Annotated in this window: 17 protein-coding genes; 15 read left to right on the top strand and 2 right to left on the bottom strand. The window is 59.0% G+C overall.

The window, feature by feature from the left end; all coding sequences use genetic code 11:
• Positions 1–3: 3 nt before the first annotated feature.
• Entirely contained in the window at positions 4–1,296 is a 1,293-nt protein-coding gene (hisD, locus tag M9924_03175) for a histidinol dehydrogenase (GenBank protein ID MCO5063398.1), read from the bottom strand.
• Positions 1,297–1,298: 2 nt separating this feature from the next.
• Complete coding sequence (locus M9924_03170) at positions 1,299–1,733, bottom strand: DUF2948 family protein (protein ID MCO5063397.1); 435 nt, start codon at positions 1,731–1,733, stop codon at positions 1,299–1,301.
• A gap of 246 nt (positions 1,734–1,979) precedes the next feature.
• Between M9924_03170 and M9924_03165 the strand changes: the two genes are divergently transcribed.
• The 15 genes from M9924_03165 to tssK all read left to right on the top strand — a co-directional run bounded on the left by M9924_03165 (position 1,980) and on the right by tssK (position 17,007).
• On the top strand, positions 1,980–2,174 hold the full coding sequence (locus M9924_03165) for a hypothetical protein (protein MCO5063396.1): 195 nt from the start codon (positions 1,980–1,982) through the stop codon (positions 2,172–2,174).
• A 322-nt stretch (positions 2,175–2,496) separates the two neighbouring features.
• A complete protein-coding gene (locus M9924_03160) occupies positions 2,497–3,009 on the top strand; it encodes an Hcp family type VI secretion system effector (GenBank protein MCO5063395.1) in 513 nt (170 codons plus the stop codon).
• Positions 3,010–3,200: 191 nt separating this feature from the next.
• Complete coding sequence (locus tag M9924_03155) at positions 3,201–3,434, top strand: hypothetical protein (GenBank protein ID MCO5063394.1); 234 nt, start codon at positions 3,201–3,203, stop codon at positions 3,432–3,434.
• Positions 3,431–4,594, top strand: a complete 1,164-nt coding sequence (locus M9924_03150; GenBank protein ID MCO5063393.1) for a hypothetical protein — start codon at positions 3,431–3,433, stop codon at positions 4,592–4,594. The genes M9924_03155 and M9924_03150 overlap by 4 nt, the downstream gene beginning before the upstream one ends.
• A gap of 169 nt (positions 4,595–4,763) precedes the next feature.
• Positions 4,764–5,942: a hypothetical protein gene (locus M9924_03145; GenBank protein ID MCO5063392.1), complete on the top strand. Its 1,179-nt coding sequence runs from the start codon at positions 4,764–4,766 to the stop codon at positions 5,940–5,942.
• 281 nt (positions 5,943–6,223) lie between these two features.
• Positions 6,224–7,927 carry a type VI secretion system tip protein VgrG gene (vgrG, locus tag M9924_03140; GenBank protein MCO5063391.1) on the top strand — a complete coding sequence of 568 codons (1,704 nt, stop codon included), beginning with the start codon at positions 6,224–6,226 and terminating at the stop codon, positions 7,925–7,927.
• A gap of 2 nt (positions 7,928–7,929) precedes the next feature.
• Entirely contained in the window at positions 7,930–8,178 is a 249-nt protein-coding gene (locus tag M9924_03135) for a hypothetical protein (protein ID MCO5063390.1), read from the top strand.
• Between the two features lie 205 nt (positions 8,179–8,383).
• Positions 8,384–8,884 carry a type VI secretion system contractile sheath small subunit gene (tssB, locus tag M9924_03130; protein ID MCO5063389.1) on the top strand — a complete coding sequence of 167 codons (501 nt, stop codon included), beginning with the start codon at positions 8,384–8,386 and terminating at the stop codon, positions 8,882–8,884.
• A gap of 59 nt (positions 8,885–8,943) precedes the next feature.
• Positions 8,944–10,419, top strand: coding sequence for a type VI secretion system contractile sheath large subunit (gene tssC / locus M9924_03125; protein MCO5063388.1), 1,476 nt, complete (start codon positions 8,944–8,946; stop codon positions 10,417–10,419).
• A gap of 8 nt (positions 10,420–10,427) precedes the next feature.
• Positions 10,428–10,880 (top strand): type VI secretion system baseplate subunit TssE, encoded by a 453-nt coding sequence (gene tssE / locus M9924_03120; protein ID MCO5063387.1) that lies wholly within the window; start codon positions 10,428–10,430, stop codon positions 10,878–10,880.
• 1 nt (position 10,881) lies between these two features.
• Positions 10,882–12,645: a type VI secretion system baseplate subunit TssF gene (gene tssF / locus M9924_03115; GenBank protein ID MCO5063386.1), complete on the top strand. Its 1,764-nt coding sequence runs from the start codon at positions 10,882–10,884 to the stop codon at positions 12,643–12,645.
• Positions 12,609–13,625 carry a type VI secretion system baseplate subunit TssG gene (gene tssG, locus M9924_03110; protein ID MCO5063385.1) on the top strand — a complete coding sequence of 339 codons (1,017 nt, stop codon included), beginning with the start codon at positions 12,609–12,611 and terminating at the stop codon, positions 13,623–13,625. The genes tssF and tssG overlap by 37 nt, the downstream gene beginning before the upstream one ends.
• A gap of 15 nt (positions 13,626–13,640) precedes the next feature.
• On the top strand, positions 13,641–14,969 hold the full coding sequence (tagH, locus tag M9924_03105) for a type VI secretion system-associated FHA domain protein TagH (GenBank protein ID MCO5063384.1): 1,329 nt from the start codon (positions 13,641–13,643) through the stop codon (positions 14,967–14,969).
• Positions 14,966–15,667, top strand: a complete 702-nt coding sequence (tssJ, locus tag M9924_03100) for a type VI secretion system lipoprotein TssJ (GenBank protein ID MCO5063383.1) — start codon at positions 14,966–14,968, stop codon at positions 15,665–15,667. The genes tagH and tssJ overlap by 4 nt, the downstream gene beginning before the upstream one ends.
• Complete coding sequence (gene tssK, locus M9924_03095) at positions 15,664–17,007, top strand: type VI secretion system baseplate subunit TssK (protein MCO5063382.1); 1,344 nt, start codon at positions 15,664–15,666, stop codon at positions 17,005–17,007. Before tssJ ends, tssK begins: the two co-directional genes overlap by 4 nt.

Genomic DNA, 17,007 nt, shown 5'->3' with positions numbered 1-17,007 from the left:
AACCTATATGTTCAGCCTGATTGCAACGGAGCGCGCATGCCCGTCCAGCCCTTCCGCCTTGGCCAGCGAAATCGCCGCCGGGGCGAGCTGTCGCAACTGGTCGGGGCCGAGCTTCAATATCGATGTGCGCTTGACGAAATCGAGAACCGAAAGGCCGGAGGAAAAGCGCGCCGAGCGCGCCGTCGGCAGCACATGGTTCGAGCCGCCGACATAGTCGCCGATCACTTCGGGCGTATGGCGTCCGATGAACACCGCGCCTGCATTGCGCATGCGGGCGAAAAACGCCTCGGCAGCGTCGAATGCAAGTTCGACATGCTCCGCCGCGATGCGGTCCACCAGCGGCAGGGCATCGTCGATCCGGTCCACAAGGATGACCGCGCCGAAGTCGCGCCAGCTTTCTGCGGCATGTTCAGGCCGGGGCAGGGCGGCAATCTGCCGCCCGACTGCGATTTCCACAGCGTCGGCAAATCCCGCGTCGTCCGTGATCAGGATGGACTGCGCGCCGCCGCCATGCTCGGCCTGCGCGATGAGGTCAGCCGCGATCCACTCGGGATCGTTTTCGCCGTCTGCGACGACCAGCACCTCCGAAGGTCCGGCGATCATATCGATGCCGACCTTGCCGAACACCTGCCGCTTGGCGGCGGCGACATAGGCGTTGCCCGGCCCGACGATCTTGGCGACAGGAGCAATCGATTCCGTGCCGTAGGCCAGAGCCGCGACCGCCTGCGCGCCGCCGACGCGATAGATTTCGCCAACGCCCGCAATGTCGGCGGCCACGAGCACCAGCGGGTTGATCGCGCCGCCGCTTGCGGGCACGACCATCGCGAGCCGCCCGACGCCCGCGACGCGCGCGGGCACGGCGTTCATCAGCACCGAGCTTGGATAGCTCGCAAGCCCGCCCGGCACGTAAAGTCCGACCGACTCGACCGCCGTCCAGCGCGAGCCGAGTTCGGCCCCGATGGCATCCACATAGCGCTCATCCTTGGGCAACTGCCGGCGGTGATGCGATTCGATCCGTTCGCGCGCGAAGTGCAGCGCGTTCACCGTGTCCGGGTCGGCAGCCGCGTAGGCGGCCTCGATGTCCCTGCGCGAGACGGCGATGCCGAGCACGCGCAGGTCGGCCCTGTCGAATTTCGCGGACAGGTCGAACAGCGCTTCGTCGCCGCGCGCACGCACGTCGGCGATGATGTCGCGCACCACCTTGTCCACCTCCGGCGAGGCTTCGCGCTTGGTGTCGAGAAAGGCCGAGAACGCCTTTTCAAACCCCGGATCGCGCTGGTTCAATCGGATCGGCATTCTCAAACCTTGTGAACGGGGCGCGAGGAAGCCTGCCATGCGCCCCCGAGATCGGTGAGGCGGGCCTCGATGCACTCGACTTCGGCGCGGATGATGCTGCCGCCCGCGAAAAGCAGCACAATTTCGCCTGAAGGTTCACTGCCCGCCTCGAAATCGATGGCCAGCAGCGACAATATCTCGGCCTTCCGGTCCCTTGGAATACCGGTGGAGCGCACTGATTTGACGCGATCGAAATGCAGCACCGCATTGCGCCGCTCATTGTGCTGGCGAATCAGCCCTGCCGCGCTTTCCCAGGCGAAGCGGTTCATCGGCAGCACAAGGCTTCTGCGCGCTGCGTCGAAGCGCAAGTCGCCCACTTTCAGAACCGCGTCCTGCACATGGGCGGACACGATCTTCAGATCGTCGGCGTCGAGCGCGATGAGCTTGAGAGGTGTCATTCGGGTTTCCGGGCAACTGCGGATCAAGGCTTTGTTATGCGCTTGCGCGGCGAGGCGCAACCGGGACGCACGGAGAACGACCTCCCGCCGTGCCTGCATGTCCAAAGGCTGAGGAATCCTGCCGAATACGTTGGGTGCGCATGTGCCGCACGCCCGCCGCCTCACGAAAATGCGGAAACCGAAAATTAGAAGTGATTTGCGTTAACGAAACGTATATATAATAATATGCATTAGCGGGGTTTGGACATGAGCAAAAACGATATAGCCGAATATTCAGTTGATCTGACAGAGTTGGAAGTGCTTGTCGAGCCGGAAAGCGGCGACGTGTTCTGCATTTTCGAGTTCGAGGAAGAGCCGACCCTGATCGTGCGCATGAATCGTTTTCGCTTCAAAAACTTCCAGAACAAATCGAAAGCCGCGCTGGCTCGCCTTCTGCATTGAGTTCACTCGAATCGGGACCGCCCGCAGGGCGGTGAAATCCGCCAAGGCGTGGCCGGCTGCCGCTCGCACTCCGGCAAACCTGCCGCCCACGCACTTTCTTTTTTGCGTCATCAGGCGGATATCCGCCCGTGCATTGCCTTTCCAAGGCGGAACTTCGCTCCGAAAATCCGGTGCCGGGGTTGAAAAAATAAGAAAAACAATATCTTATAGAATAAATTAGAAAAGCAAAAATTAGCTGATGCGTATGCTCGGATGGTTCGGGCAATCCTCATTTCCATAACGACCCGGATGGTTCGGGTCGGGAAACACGAGGAAAACGATCATGCCAATGCCAGCATATGTGAAGATTGAGGGCGAGAAGGGTGGGCTAATCACCGCGGGCGCTACGACAAAGGAGTCCATGGGCGAAGGGTTCCAGGACGGCCATACAGATGAAATCATGGTCCAGGCGTTCAGTCATTCAATCATCATGCCGCGTGACGTCCAGTCGGGCGATTCCACCGGCTTCCGAGTGCATCAGCCTTTTTCCTTTGTCTGCACGTTGAACAAGGCCGTGCCACTTCTTTACAACGCGCTGGCGGTCGGCGACCTGCTCAAGGTCGAGATGAAGTGGTACCGGACGGAGAATAGCACGCCGACCCACTTCTTCACGACTGCACTCGAAGGTGCGAAGGTGGTGGATATCAACCTGGAGATGCCTCATTGTCAGGATCTCAACTTCGCAGCCTTTACCCAACTCGCCACTGTCAAGTTGAGCTACCGCAAAATCAATTGGGATCACGTCACCGGCAATACATCCGGAAGCGACGACTGGAGGGACCCGGCCAAGGCTTGATTTAACGGGCCGGGGCGGCATCGTCGCCCCGGCTTTTTCCGTGTACGGGCCGCTGTGGCCTGCGTTGAACTATAAAAATATATATTAGAAATATCTTGACAGGTCCCCAGACTCTCAATTTCATGAGGTTGCGTAAGTACTGGAGGGGGCTGGTGGTGCTTGGGCGACAGGCTAGTGAAGGCGCTGGGGCAATGCGCAATGCCTTGTTGAACATGGAAGGCGTGCTTTGCTCATTTGATCCGCATCGGATCGCGAAAGAAGCAAGCTGCAAGAGTCCATCCGCCGCACATCAGGCATGGCAGTCGAGCCGACAGGGTTTTGGCTTCCTGCGGCCCGTACTTAAGAGCAGGAAAGCATTGGGGTTCAATCTGCGCTTCGTGGAAAACTACCGCATGCGTGGAAACAAAAGCAGGGCTGCACGATGACCACGTCCAATTTCGCTTCGACAAATGACGCCATCAATTCGGAAGAGGACAGGAAGGCAAGAACTTCGGCACCTCAGAGCGGTTCCCAGCAGTCAGGAGGGACGCTGACTGTCGAGCCGGTTAAGAGCGAAGACTCTAAGAAAACGAAAACGAACGACTACAGCCATACGGAAATCGGCACGAAAGGCACGGCCACATTTGCCGGATCGGCCCTTTCACACAATTTGGTTGGTATAAATCTGGATCACGTAACCAGTGTCGTACACCGATACTTTGGGCGTTTCGACGGAACGCTCCTGACGTTGTTGATACAGGGTATCGGCATTACTGCAGGCCTCTACGGCAAAGCCTATGCATACGACATTGCATTGAGGAGAAAAACCACCGGATACAGCAGTTCCTCCAACTATTGGAAGGGCGGTATACCTTTCATCGTCAGCACGGACGACCTCAAAAGTGGAGCCAAGGGCGCTCTAGGAATCGGTGTCGAAACTGCTGATGATCTGAATGCGAGAATAGATGGTGGTTTCGCTCAATTCAGTGGGGCGGTCCTGGGGAAGCTCACAAACCGCGTCAACATCGACAAGGCGGACACCGTTTCGATATCGCGGGGGACCAACTATACGTTCAGGGCGGGTCACAATCACAACTGGAGCTTTGGAACCACGATAAACTATGCCGAGATGAAGACATTGTCGACCCACGCGAAGGGTAAGTGCCAACTGTATGGCGGCGACTTCGTCATGGCCTATCAAAGCGACACCGGCGCGTTGCAACCGCACGCTGGAGCAGTGAAGGACTCCGTCTTCTTCGATTCATCCGAAACGGCCTACGCCGCCTTGGGCAAGGCAGCACCAGTGCGCATGGAAATGACCGAAACGGGGTTCCTATTGAGCGCCGCACCGGATGTATTCATGAAGATATTGCCAAGCGGCGTGGACATCGTCGTGGGCGCGACGACGGTCAGCATTGGCAAGGACGGGGTCAAAATAGTTGGGGCGGTCAATATAACTGGAGAGGTGTCGGTGAATGGTGGATTGAGCGCCGTGGGGCTGATCAGTTCGTATGTGGACGTTCGAACCTTCAAGACATCCCTGAATGCGCACACGCACATGAGCAACGGTCCGGGGAAGCCGACTGCGATACCCATGCCGTCGTAGATACCGATAGCGCCGCACTGACACCGGACTAAAAGGAAGCTGCCCGTTAGCGCGCACCAAGCCCTTTGCCGAACGGGAGACCGCCCCGCTCTGGCGGCAGGCGCCCGCTTGAGCCTTCGACATGAAAATCGGATTCGCTCGCGCAATCGCCCAAGACAAAAGAGTTTCTATGAACACCTATTTCAGTGAGATTCATTTCAGGACCGGCGCTTCGCATTCGCAGGCAATCGTCGGTGTTCAATCTGGCGATGGAAGGCCGGAAGCGCTGCTTGAGGCCTATGCGAAAAGACATGGGCTGGTATTGCTCGAACAGCCTGCCCTGGTCGATGAGGCCAGCATGAGGATGAGCCAGGGGTTCACGCCCCTTCACGCGCATCTGTCGCGAAAGATCGGTCCCGACAGGCCGGTTGCCTTTCTTGTGCTGAACAAGGCGCCGGCCAGCGCGTGCAGCCTGGTCAGGCATGAGTTCGACGCCTCCCTGCCGGTCGTGATTGTGTTCAACGCCCCGCGCAACCTCGCGCAGTATAGACGGCTCCGGCTCGCGCACCGGGACGTGGTTCCGCTGGCGAGCTTCGTGGACGACACCGACTTCAACCTTCCCGCCACCGTGGGCGTGCCTTTTCCCGAATGGTCGAATGAGGCGCAGGAACTGTGCGCCGGGCTCGACGCGCCGTTGATTCTGCTCGACCCGCCGGATGCGCTCAAGAAACCTTCGCACGGACCGGCCCTTCAGTTGATGGAGGAGGACGCCTGGTCGATCTCGCACCCGCTCGACTGCCATTGGTGGCGCTCGGCTCCCGTCATCGATGCCGAGCCGCGCGACATTGCCGGCACGCGCATGTTCAGAATGCTGCGGCCGAACGGGGGTCCTTCCGAACCCGGCTATATTGGCCGCGCGCATTTCGATTTCGATCTTCTGACCTATCCCGAAACGCGGATGGACGATCCGACATGCCCGTCGAAACGCCTCATCGCGCTGGCATGCGAAACCGCGATTGCCAACTCCTATCTCGAGGGCGTCGACTATGGCTTTCTCGCCCCGGCGCTGAGGCGGCAATCCGGCATTCCCGACCTGAAATCGCTCGGTAGCGTTGCCGAGGTTATCGACCTCCTTTTCGCACATGCGGACAGCGCCGTGCATCGGTATCGCGTCAGGAACGACAACAGGCTGCGATATCAGTCCATCGAGGACATCGTGTCCGGGCTCGGCCTCGCGGCGGAAAAGGGCCAGCTCGAGACAGCCGTCGCCCGATGGGAAATACTGTGCGGGCTCGACATGAAGGTCATGCCGCTCGAGTTTCCGGCAAGCCAGCTTGCGGCTATATTTGTCAGCGAAAACAGCAACTGAACGGTCGCACAAGATCGACCCCGTCAGTAGTCGGCTAGCAATATCCGATAGAGTTGAACACGCAAAAACAACGCGAAATTGCAAAGAACACAGTGTCCTCCTTTCGGATATATTTGAAAGTCTTTATATTAGAAAAGACTTGACAGAAGGGGCGGCGCGATCCTCATATTGTTGCATGCACAGGGGGCAATAGGGGGCATTCTGTGGTTACAGTGCAGGATAATTTTGAGTCTTCCGGGGCTGCGCAGGATAGCCTTGCCGGTTCCGGAGTAGATTTCGATTTGCGTTTTTCGTTCGATGCGGATGCATTGCCGAAGGCGTTCGAAGTGTTCGAGTTCAGCGGCAGGGAGGAGATTTCCGATTGCTTCGCGATCGAGGTAGACCTCGTGTCGTTTCAGGACGACATCGATCTCAACATGCTGCTCGACACGTCAGCCGTGCTGACCGTGGCGAAACGCGGGCAGCCGCGGCGCTATATTCACGGCGTCATCGCGGAGATCGAGAGGCGCGCGGTCGGGCTCGCGCGAACGGTGTATCGGGTCACGCTGTGCCCGTCGCTGCACCGGCTGCGCTATATCAGCGACAGCAGGATATTCCAGAAACTCTCGGTTCCGGACATCGCAAAGGTGATTCTTGCGGAAAATGGCATCGTGGATGTCGAGTGGCGCGTCGAGCGGGCGCATCCGTCCCGCGAGTTCTGCGTCTGCTATCAGGAGACGCTGTACGACTTCCTGCTGCGGCTTTTTGCGGACGAAGGTATCTTCTTCTGGTTCCAGCATTCCAAGGGCGGCCACAAGCTGATCGTTTCCGATTCGCCGTTCTCCATGCCGGTCCTGGAAGCCGCGCCGACGATCACCTTCAACGGCTCGCCGGGGGGCTACTACGACGGCATGTGGGTCAGCCGGTTCACACAGATCGACCGTCTGCGCGCGACCCGTCGCGTGTCGCGGGACTATACGTTCAAGAGTCCCGCGAACAGCCAGGACGTGCAGGCCGTGCAGACCGAATCGAACGGGGCGAAAGGCCAGTATGAGTTGTTCGCATATCCCGGCGGCTACAAGGACCCCGGCATCGGCCAGACCGTCAACAACGATGCTCTCGAAGCGCACAGGGTCGATGCGACGACAGCGGAAGGCGTGACCAACTGCGTGCACCTGTCCTCGGGCTTCACCTTTCAACTGACGGATCATCCCGTCGGCGCCGCCAACATCAGCCACCGCCTTGTGAAAGTCCGGCACTCGGGCCGCCAGGGAACAGCTCTGGAGGAAGAAGCGTCGGACGCAGCCGTGACGAGCTATAGCGCGAGCTTCACATGCCAGCCGGCCCGGCTGCCATACCGCGCGAAGAATCCGAATCTGCGCCAGAAGATCCTCGGTCCGCAGATCGCGCACGTCACGGGTCCTGAAGGAGAAGAGATCTACTGCGACGAGCATGGCCGCGTAAAGCTCTGGTTCCCTTGGGACCGTCACGGCAAGCAGGACGAGAGTTCGAGTTGCTGGATACGCGTTGGTCAGAACTGGGCGGGCGGCACCATGGGCTCGATTGCCATTCCGCGCGTCGGCCACGAGGTGATCGTCGAATTTCTGGATGGCGACCCCGACCAGCCGATCATCACCGGGCGCACCTTCCATGCAACGAACCGCACGCCCTACCAGCTTCCCGCCAACAGGACCAAGATGGTCATGCGCTCGCAGGTGCCCGGCGACAAGGGCTTCAACGAAATGAGCTTCGAGGACCAGCCAGGCAAGGAAGAACTGTTCATACAAGCGCAGCGGCGCAAGGTGGAGATCGTCGGCAAGAGTTCGCTTGAAATCCAGACGGACGGCATAGGAGAGGAGGGTGCGGCGCAGGTCGTGGCCACGCACGCGGCCTATATCGGCGCGAGCATCCTGGCAGCCGGTCTGCTCCCGCTGGCCGTTCCCACCGCCACGCTCACCGCCTTCTCCAAGGAAGCGGAAGGTGAGCTGCGCAAGAGGAGAAACTGAGTATGGAAGGCGATCAGGAACCTTCCCCTGAGGAGATCGCGAAGCGCAGGCGCGCGCTGGCGATGGCCGGAATCGTGCGCATGGACATCTTCTCCGTACTCAGTCGGGACCCGGAAGGTGATCACATCTACGCGCGCCAACAGCACTTGCGGGAGATCTATCCGCCGTCTGCGGACGATACAGACCACATGATGCAGGGCGAGATGGGCGGCCTGGGCAATTTGTACGCACAGGGTATGAAAGGCGTCTGACGCACCGACGGCCTGCGCTTCAATTCCTGAAGGTGACATTGCGCGAACGCTCCATCGGGCGGGCGCGCTTTTGCTTTTCGGCGTGTGCCAACGAAGCGGCGCAACAAAACAAAACTGAACATTAGTATTTTGAATATTAGCAAACACTTGACTCTTGTGCGTCGACCGTGAACGATGTGCTTGAGGAAATTCTGAAAGGTGATTTATGGCACGTGATGGGTCTGTTGCGCCGAAAGAGCGCATCAATATCAGGTTCATTCCGGCGACCGGCGACCAGACGGCGGAAGTAGAACTGCCGCTCAAGACGGTTGTATTGGGCGATTTTACCGGCAGGGCCGATGAAACGCCGCTCGATCAACGCAAGGCGATTTCGATCGACAAGAACAGCTTCTCCAGCGTCATGAAGGAAATGGACCTGGAACGAACCGTTCAGGTTCCCAATGCACTTGTCGAGAATGACCCGGATGCGCGACTGACGGCAACGTTGAAATTTGGCTCACTCCGCGACTTCTCCCCGGATTCGATTGCGCAGCAGGTGCCTGAACTGCGCAAGCTCGTGGAGCTGCGGGATCTGCTCACTGGACTGAAAGGTCCGCTGGGCAACGTTCCCGCATTTCGAAAGGCGCTTTCGGAAATCATCGAAGATCCCGAGCGAAGGGCGGAACTGCTGGCCGAGTTGGAAAAGAACTCCGCCGAAGAAGGCTGATTTCTTCCACGCAGCCCGACTCCACATATGACGTGCCAAGATAACCACCCGGGTAGATGATGGAAACCAAGACAGTAGAAATCGCCGAGCAATCCTATGGCGAAATACCGTTGCTCGATCAGATCATGGCCAAGAGCAACCTGCATCCGCAGGACGAGGGCTACGACCTCGCGCGCAAGGGGGTCGAGGCATTCATAACGGCGATGCTGGCCGAAGGCGACACAACCGAGCCGGTCAACAAGATGCGCGTCGATCGCATGATCGCAGAGATCGACCGCAAGATATCGGCGCAGATGGACCTCATTCTGCACGCGCCCGAATTCCAGGAAATCGAGTCAACCTGGCGGGGGCTCAAGCTCCTCGTGGACCGCACCGACTTCCGGGAGAACATCAAGATCGAGATTATTTCAGTCCGCAAGGACGAACTCCTTGAGGATTTTGAGGTCGCGCCGGAAGTGACGCAATCCGGTCTTTACAAGCACGTCTATTCCGCAGGTTACGGCCAGTTCGGCGGTGAACCGGTCGGCGTGATGATCGGCCTCTATGACTTCAATCCGTCGGCGCAGGATATCAAGCTGCTGCAATTCTGCGCCTCGGTTGGCGCAATGGCGCACTCACCTTTCATTTCCTCGGTCTCTCCCAAGTTTTTTGGGGTCGAAAGCTTTCCGGAGGTCGCGGAAATCAAGGAACTGTCGTCAGTTTTCGAGGGGCCGAAATATGCCAAGTGGCGGTCTCTGCGCGAGTCGGAAGACGCGCGCTATGTCGGCCTGACAGGACCGCGCTTCCTGCTGCGCAACCCTTACGACCCGGAGGAAAACCCGGTACGCAGCTTTCAGTACCGTGAGAGCGTCGAGCAGGATCACGAACACTACCTCTGGGGCAGCACCGCATTGCTGATGGCGGAGCGGATCCACGAGAGCTTCGCCAAATATCGCTGGTGCCCAAACATTATCGGTCCGCAGTCGGGGGGCACGGTGAACGACCTTCCGGTGCATGTCTACGAGTCGTTCGGGCAGCTAGAGCAGAAGATTCCAACCGAAGTGCTCATCACGGACCGGCGCGAGTACGAGATGTCCGAGGAGGGCTTCATCAATCTCACCATGCGCAAAGGCAGCGACAATGCCGCGTTCTTCTCGGCGAATTCGATCCAGAAGCCCCGGCGCTATCCGAATACCAAGGAGGGCAAAGAAGCCGAAGCCAACTATCGCCTCGGCACGCAATTGCCCTACATGTTCATCATAAACCGGCTTGCTCACTACATTAAGGTTCTGCAACGCGAGCAGATCGGCTCCTGGAAAGAGCGCGGTGACCTTGAGAGAGAGCTCAACAGGTGGATTTCGCAGTACATCGCTGATCAGGAAAATCCGCCGTCCGCCGTTCGGTCCCGCCGTCCGCTTCGCGCAGCCAAGATCGACGTATCGGATGTCGAAGGCGAACCCGGTTGGTACCGGGTGTCAATTTCGGTGCGTCCGCATTTCAAGTACATGGGTGCGAGTTTCGAACTTTCGCTCGTCGGTCGTCTCGACAAGGAATAGGTCAGGCAATGAAAGGTGCCTATTCTTCGGTGCGGCCCGTCAATACGGCCGACCGGGCGCCCTCTTTGCTGGAGCGTTTGAGGTCGGATGATCTTCAACTGCACCGTGAAGTGCGTGACCCGGTTGCCGAGCGCGTGGAGTCCATCAAGGCAAATCTGAACCGCGTGCTGAACGGCAGGGTGGGGGGAGCGGCAAGCGCTCCAGCATTCGGACTGGACGATCTGAACGATTCAGCCATGGGATCGCGCGACCTGATGGCGGCAATCGCCAATGACATCCGGCGCGTTCTCACGGCCTATGAGCCACGCATTGAAGACGTCTCGGTCAAATTCGATCGGCAGCTGAATGAAGGCGTCGAATTGCATTTCACGATTCAGGCGAGGACGCGGATCCAGCATGAGGGTCACGAACTCGCGATCGAATTCGTGATGAAGGAGGGGCGGCACATCGCCGTCATCTGAAGTGTCGTTTGCTCGCTATTTCCAGGATGAGCTCGATCACCTGCGAAGGGCGGGGAACGCGTTCGCACAGGAATTTCCTCAACTCACCAAATACCTTTCGAGTCGCTCGACCGATCCCGATGTGGAACGCCTCCTGGAAGGTTTCGCGTTTCTGACGGCGCGGCTTAGGGAGAAGATCGACGATCAGCTGCCGGAAGTTACGCAACTTCTCCTGATGCTCCTTTGGCCGAATTTTCTTCGTCCGATTCCGGCGATGTGCATTGTGGAATACGCGCCGGTTCCCGGAGCCATCGCCGACCTGCAAAAGGTGGAAAAAGGCGCCGAGGTCCTGAGTACGCCGGTTGATGGGACGGTTTGCCGCTTCCGTCTCGCAACTGACGTCGAGATCCTGCCGTTGAAAATCGACACCGTTCGGCACGAGCGATCGCACGCGGGGTCGGCGATCACCATCAGCGTTTCCACGCTCGCGGATGAAGCAATTTCAGCGATAGGCCTTCGCAAACTGCGCTTCTACTGCGCGGGTTCGCCCTATTCGGCTCAGAGCCTTAGTTTGTGGCTGCAACGCTACCTGCGCCGCGCTTCGGTCAGCGTCGGAGGCACGCAATACGATCTGGGTTCGGGGTGCGTGAAGCCGGTCGGCTATGCGAGCGAAGATGCGGTGCTGCCCTATCCGCATAATGCGTTTGCCGGCTATCGGCTTTTGCAGGAGTTCTTCACCTTCCCGGAAAAATTCGCCTTCTTCGATCTTGTCTTTCCGATGCAGGCGAGCCTGCCGATGTCATCGGCCCGCGCCGATATCGTGCTGGAGTTCGACCGCCCACTGCCGCCCGACGTGCGCGTGGACAAGGAGTCGTTCAAGCTGCATTGCGCGCCGGCGATCAATCTGTTCGATCACGATGCCGAGCCCATCCTGCTCAACAACAAGCGCAATGACTATCCGGTTGTGCCGGCCAGTCGCGACTCCTCGGACGTCGAAGTCTTTTCGATCGATGAAGTAACGGGTTGGCGCCCCTCGACCGACGGTCGGCCAGGCTATTCCCAGCGCTATGATCGGTTTGAAAATTTCAGTCACGAGATCGAGCGCGCCGAAGGGCGCGATGTTGTCTATTTCCGGGAAAAGGTGCGCCAGCAGATTGCCGGAACCAGGCTTGACCGCTTTCTCAGCTTCGTACGGGAAGATGAAACGCACGTCTTTCGTCAGCACGAAATCATCGCGGTCAGGCTGAGCTGTTCAAACGGCGCGGTGCCGACCCATCTGGGTTACGGGGATATCGACAAGCCCGGACGAAACCTCCCCGCCTTTGTGAAGCCGGCGAATATCACCAGGCCTTCAGCGCCTTGCTATCCGATGGTGGACGGCGCTCTCCATTGGCAGCTCATTTCTTCCCTGGCGCTGAACTATCGCTCGTTGCAGGATCCCGTAGCACTCCGCAACATATTGATGACATTCGATTTTCCGGCGCGCTCGGATGCCCAGAAAGAGCGCACTGCGCGCAACAGGCTTGAAGGAATGGAAGGCATCAGTTCCGTTCCGATCGATCGTCTGCTGGCAGGGCTGCCCGTGCGCGGCATGCGGTCCGTCCTGCGCATGCGGGAGAGCAAGTTCGCGTCCGACGGCGAGATGTTTCTGTTCGCCAGCGTGCTGGCAGAGTTTTTTGCGCTCTATGCGACGGTCAACTCTTTCCACGAACTTGTCGTGCAGGGCATCGAAAAAGGGGAGGAGTACCGATGGCAAGCGCGCATCGGCAATCAGCCCCTGATCTGATTTCCGACCTGAAGGAGAATGGCTTCGACTATGCATTCTTCCGGGTGGTAACACTGCTCCTGTCCGAAACCGGCCAGGAGGTCGAAGAACGTGCCCTGCATGTTCAGCGACCGGAACATCTTCGGTTCAGCGTCGACACGGGTCTTGGTTTCCCCGCAAGCGATGTTGTCTCGATCACGCAGCGAGGCCCTGAAGACGACCCCGGCTATGAAGTCAAGGTCAGCTTTCTTGGGCTTCACGGCTCTTCTTCTCCCCTGCCGTCTCATTTCCTTGAAACCGCGGCGTGGAGTGCGGGCGAAGAAGGCGTCCTTCAGCGTTTCAATGACTTTTTCTCCGATCGCCTGATTTGGCTGCTTTTCCTGATCTGGCGAAAGTACAGATACGATATCCGATACCGGCCGGGCGCAGAGGATCAGTTCTCCGATTGGCTCTTCTCGTTCATAGGCATCGGTGACAGGGAGGTGCGAGGCTTCTCCCATGTGCCCTGGGCGAAGCTCCTCCCCTATCTCGGCATCATCGCGATGCGCACGCGCTCCGCCGCCATGTTGGCGGGCGTGATCCGCCACGCGTTCACATTGTCAGACGTTTCATTGCGCGAGTTGCAGCATAGGCGCGTCGATATTCCGCCCGACCAGCTTTGCAGCAGCGGAATCATGAATTGCGCGCTGGGGCAGAACCTGACCATCGGCGATACGGTCGAGGATGTCGCAGGCAAATTTACCGTTGTCGTTCGAGACCTGACCTTTGCGCGATTCAGGGACTTCCTTCCTTCGGGCAACGATTTCCGGCGCCTGCGGGAACTGGTCGAGTTCCTGCTCAAAGACCAGCTCGCCTACGATCTCGAATTGCACCTGACCGAAGCTGATACGCCGAATTTCCTGCTCGGCAATCCCGACCGGGCCCAATTGGGATGGACCACATTCATCGGTGATCAAATCGCCCACGGACACCAGCCGATAGTGCTCCGGGCGCGTGGATAGGTTGAGTAAAAGCGTATGAAAGCGAAGTTTCAGATAGAAAACGTTCACAGTGCCGAACCGGCATTGCAGCCGAGTTGTACCTTTACCGAGAGAGGCGGTCGTATCGGCTCAGCGATCGATGCGGCCTGGCGTATTCAGGATGTTGCGGGAACCGTTCCCGAAGCTGCCGCGACGATTGCTGTCATCGATCAGAGATTTACCCTTCAGGCGATTGCCGGGGCAAAAATCTGGCTCAACGGCGCGCGGTCGAGCGTTCCCGCCGGGCGCCCCATCGTTTTGAACGACAATGACACGCTCTCGATTGGAGAGCTCCGCATAAGCATTCGCACGTCGGATACGTCGGAGGAGGAAGGACGGGACCTGAACGCCCTCGTCAATCCGCGCGACAGGAGGTCCGAGGGCCTCGTGATAGATGGTGAGTTCGCGGCGTCGAACGCTGCGTATCCAGCCACCAGGCCCGTCGTGGATGATCCTCTTGCAGCCTTGGATAAGGCGGCAATCGGCGGCGGCGGACCCGCTGCGTCTGCAGGGCATACTATCCTGCTTGATCCGCTCGACAGCCTGGGTAGTCCCGTGGATATGCTTCCGATGACGCCCGCCAGCACGCAGGAGTCCGATGGGCGCGTCGAAATCAATTCGGCTGTAGCCTTTCAGAAAGTCTCTTCCTTCCTGTTCGACGCTGAATCCGACGAAATTGGTGACCCGCCGCCCAGGGTGCCCGTGCCGGGTTCGCTGACGTCTCCCCGGGGTTCTCTGACGCGGGCACTTGGGTTGTCGCAGCCCGGCAGCGACGAGACCGAACTTGGCGCCGATGTGGCAGCGGCGTTGCGCGCCGCAATCGAAGGGCTGAACGGCCTCTTTCTCAAACGAGCGACCAGCGCCGGACATTTTCCCCCAATGCGCAGGTATGCTGTCGAGGACAATCCCTTGCGTCTTGCCGTGAACGGTCAGGCAGCGATCGATAGCCTGTTCGGTGAGCCCGATTCCCTGCGCCTTTCGCCCTCCGCTGCCATCGCGGAAAGTCTTGAAGACCTCGGCCACCACCAGGACGCGACAGAGAGTGCAGTCGATCTTGCGTTGAATGCCGTTTTATCCGCGCTTGGGCCCGAGGTTCTGGCGCGCCGTTTCGCGTCCTGTGCGCAGCCCGCCGGCCAACCGGGCGACGCGGAACACGACGCGTGGTGCTGGCGAATGTTCAGGACCTATTTCAGGGAACTCGCATCGCATCGCCAGGGCGGTCTGCAGGCACTGTTCTGGGAGATTTTCGCGGAAGAATACCAGACGGCGATGCGCGCCCTTTCCGCAGGAAACATCAACTCGCCGACTGCGGAGAGGCACAAATGAACCGCAGAATTGTCATTGCAGGCATCGCTGGTCTGCTGAGCGGGTGCGGGCTCAAGGAAGCTGCCCCAAAGATCGCGAAGATTATGAAAGATCCGAAGTTACCCGTGGGGCCACAGGACGACGCACCGAAGAAAATCGACCTGTATGCCTATGCGGCCCCTGACGTGAATCGCAATTTCGACGGCGAGCCGTCACCTGTTGTGGTGAAGATATTCGCGTTGTCATCCGAACACAGACTGTTCGCCCTGGACTTCTTCTCGATCGTCAACGATCCGAAGGGCGCGCTCGGGGTCACTCTCACCGAAGAGCTCGATGAGAACATGATGGAACCCGCGGCATATAAGCTGCTGGGCTCTTACGAAATTCCGAAGAAGGCAAAGAAGCTCGCTGTCGTTGCGGAGTATCTCGACATCGACAACACCAACTGGCGTGCTTCCATCGACGTCAGCGCGGCGGGAGACAGCGGCCGCCTGCTGATGCTGCTGTGGAAAAACGAAGTTCAACTCACCAACGGTGAAAAGGCAAAATCGCTCGAGGGCAAGCTGAAGCCTGCCACGGACAAGCTGAAACAGGGTGCGGACAAACTCAAGCCCGGCGCGGAAAAGCTTGCGCCCGCCGCGGAAAAGCTTGGCGCGCCAGCGAAGAAATTTGAACTGCCCTGGAAAAAGCTGAGCTTGCCGGGGGGAGCAGCACAATGAGCGCGCGCAGCAAAGTTGTCTGGTCGCAAGGCCTTTTCGTCAAGCCGCAGCATTTCCAGCAGCAGGCGCGTCACATCGAACACACCTTGACCCGCATGGTTTCGGGCAGCGAACCGCATTTCTACGGCTTCACCTCGCTGACCCTGAACGAGGATCTGCTTTGGCTGGGAAAGGTCGACCTGCGCCAGGCCGCCGGCGTGATGCCGGATGGAACGGTCTTCGATTTTCCGGCGGACGACCTGACGCCGGCAGTGCTCGATGTATCGGCTGATTTCACCGCCAATGAGCTGGTCTATCTGTGCCTGCCGCTTTCGGGCGAAGGCAATATCGAAGTCGACATCGCCTCTGGTAGCAGTTCGCGAGCGTCGGCGCGTTACGAAATCTCGGAATACCTTGCGCGTGACAACAGTGTGCAGGCCGGAGAGGTGGCAACGCTCAAGATCGCCCGCGTTCGGCCAATCCTGGCGCTAGGGTCGAGCGACCTGTCAGCCTATGCACGGATTGCGGTCGCGCGGATCATCGAAAAGGCCGAGGACGGAAAGCTCCTTCTCGACCCCGATTTCCTTCCCACAGCGCTTTCGATTTCGGCGGCCCCATCGATGCGCCGCACCCTGTCCAATCTTGCCGATGGCGTGGACCAGCGCGCCCGCTCCATTGCCGCGCGCGTCGGAAAACCTGACCAATCGGGTGTCACCGCAGTTTCGGATTTTCTGCTGTTGCAGGTGCTGAATCGCATCGGACCGATGCTTCGACACTACACCCGACAGTCGGTCATGCACCCGAGGACCGTGTTCGAACTGCTGATTCAAATGGCCGGCGAATTGTCGACTTTCATGACCGAGGAACGGTTCTGTCCGGAGCTTCCCGCCTACAATCATGATCGCCCCGATCTGAGCTGGAGGCCGGTCGTGGACATTCTGCGTCGGTTGATTGCCCGCTCGCTGGACAGCAGCGCGGAATGGATTCCGCTCGAATCGAAAAGCCGCGGCTATGTGTTGGCGCCGATTTCGGATCGCGATCTGATCCGCGATGCGGAATTCGTGCTGGCGATCAAGGCAAGCGTCCCGCAGGACAGGCTGCAGCATGAATTCACCGCGCAGGCGAAGGTGGCTTCCATGGCCAATATTCGCGATCTCGTATCGAAGCAACTGCCCGGAATTCCGCTGCGGCTGATGGCCGTTGCCCCGCGACAGCTCCCTTATCACGCAGGCTATTCCTATTTCGCGCTCGACCGTTCGACCCCGGCATGGCGGCAGATGGCGGGTTCGGAAGGCTTTGCCTTCCATGTCGCAGGCGATTTTCCGGGGCTGGAGATGCAGTTTTGGGCAATCAAGGGCTAG

It is taken from the genome of Rhizobiaceae bacterium (assembly GCA_023953835.1).
GTDB lineage: Bacteria > Pseudomonadota > Alphaproteobacteria > Rhizobiales > Rhizobiaceae > Mesorhizobium_G.
This window is presented reverse-complemented; position numbering and strand designations above follow the sequence as displayed.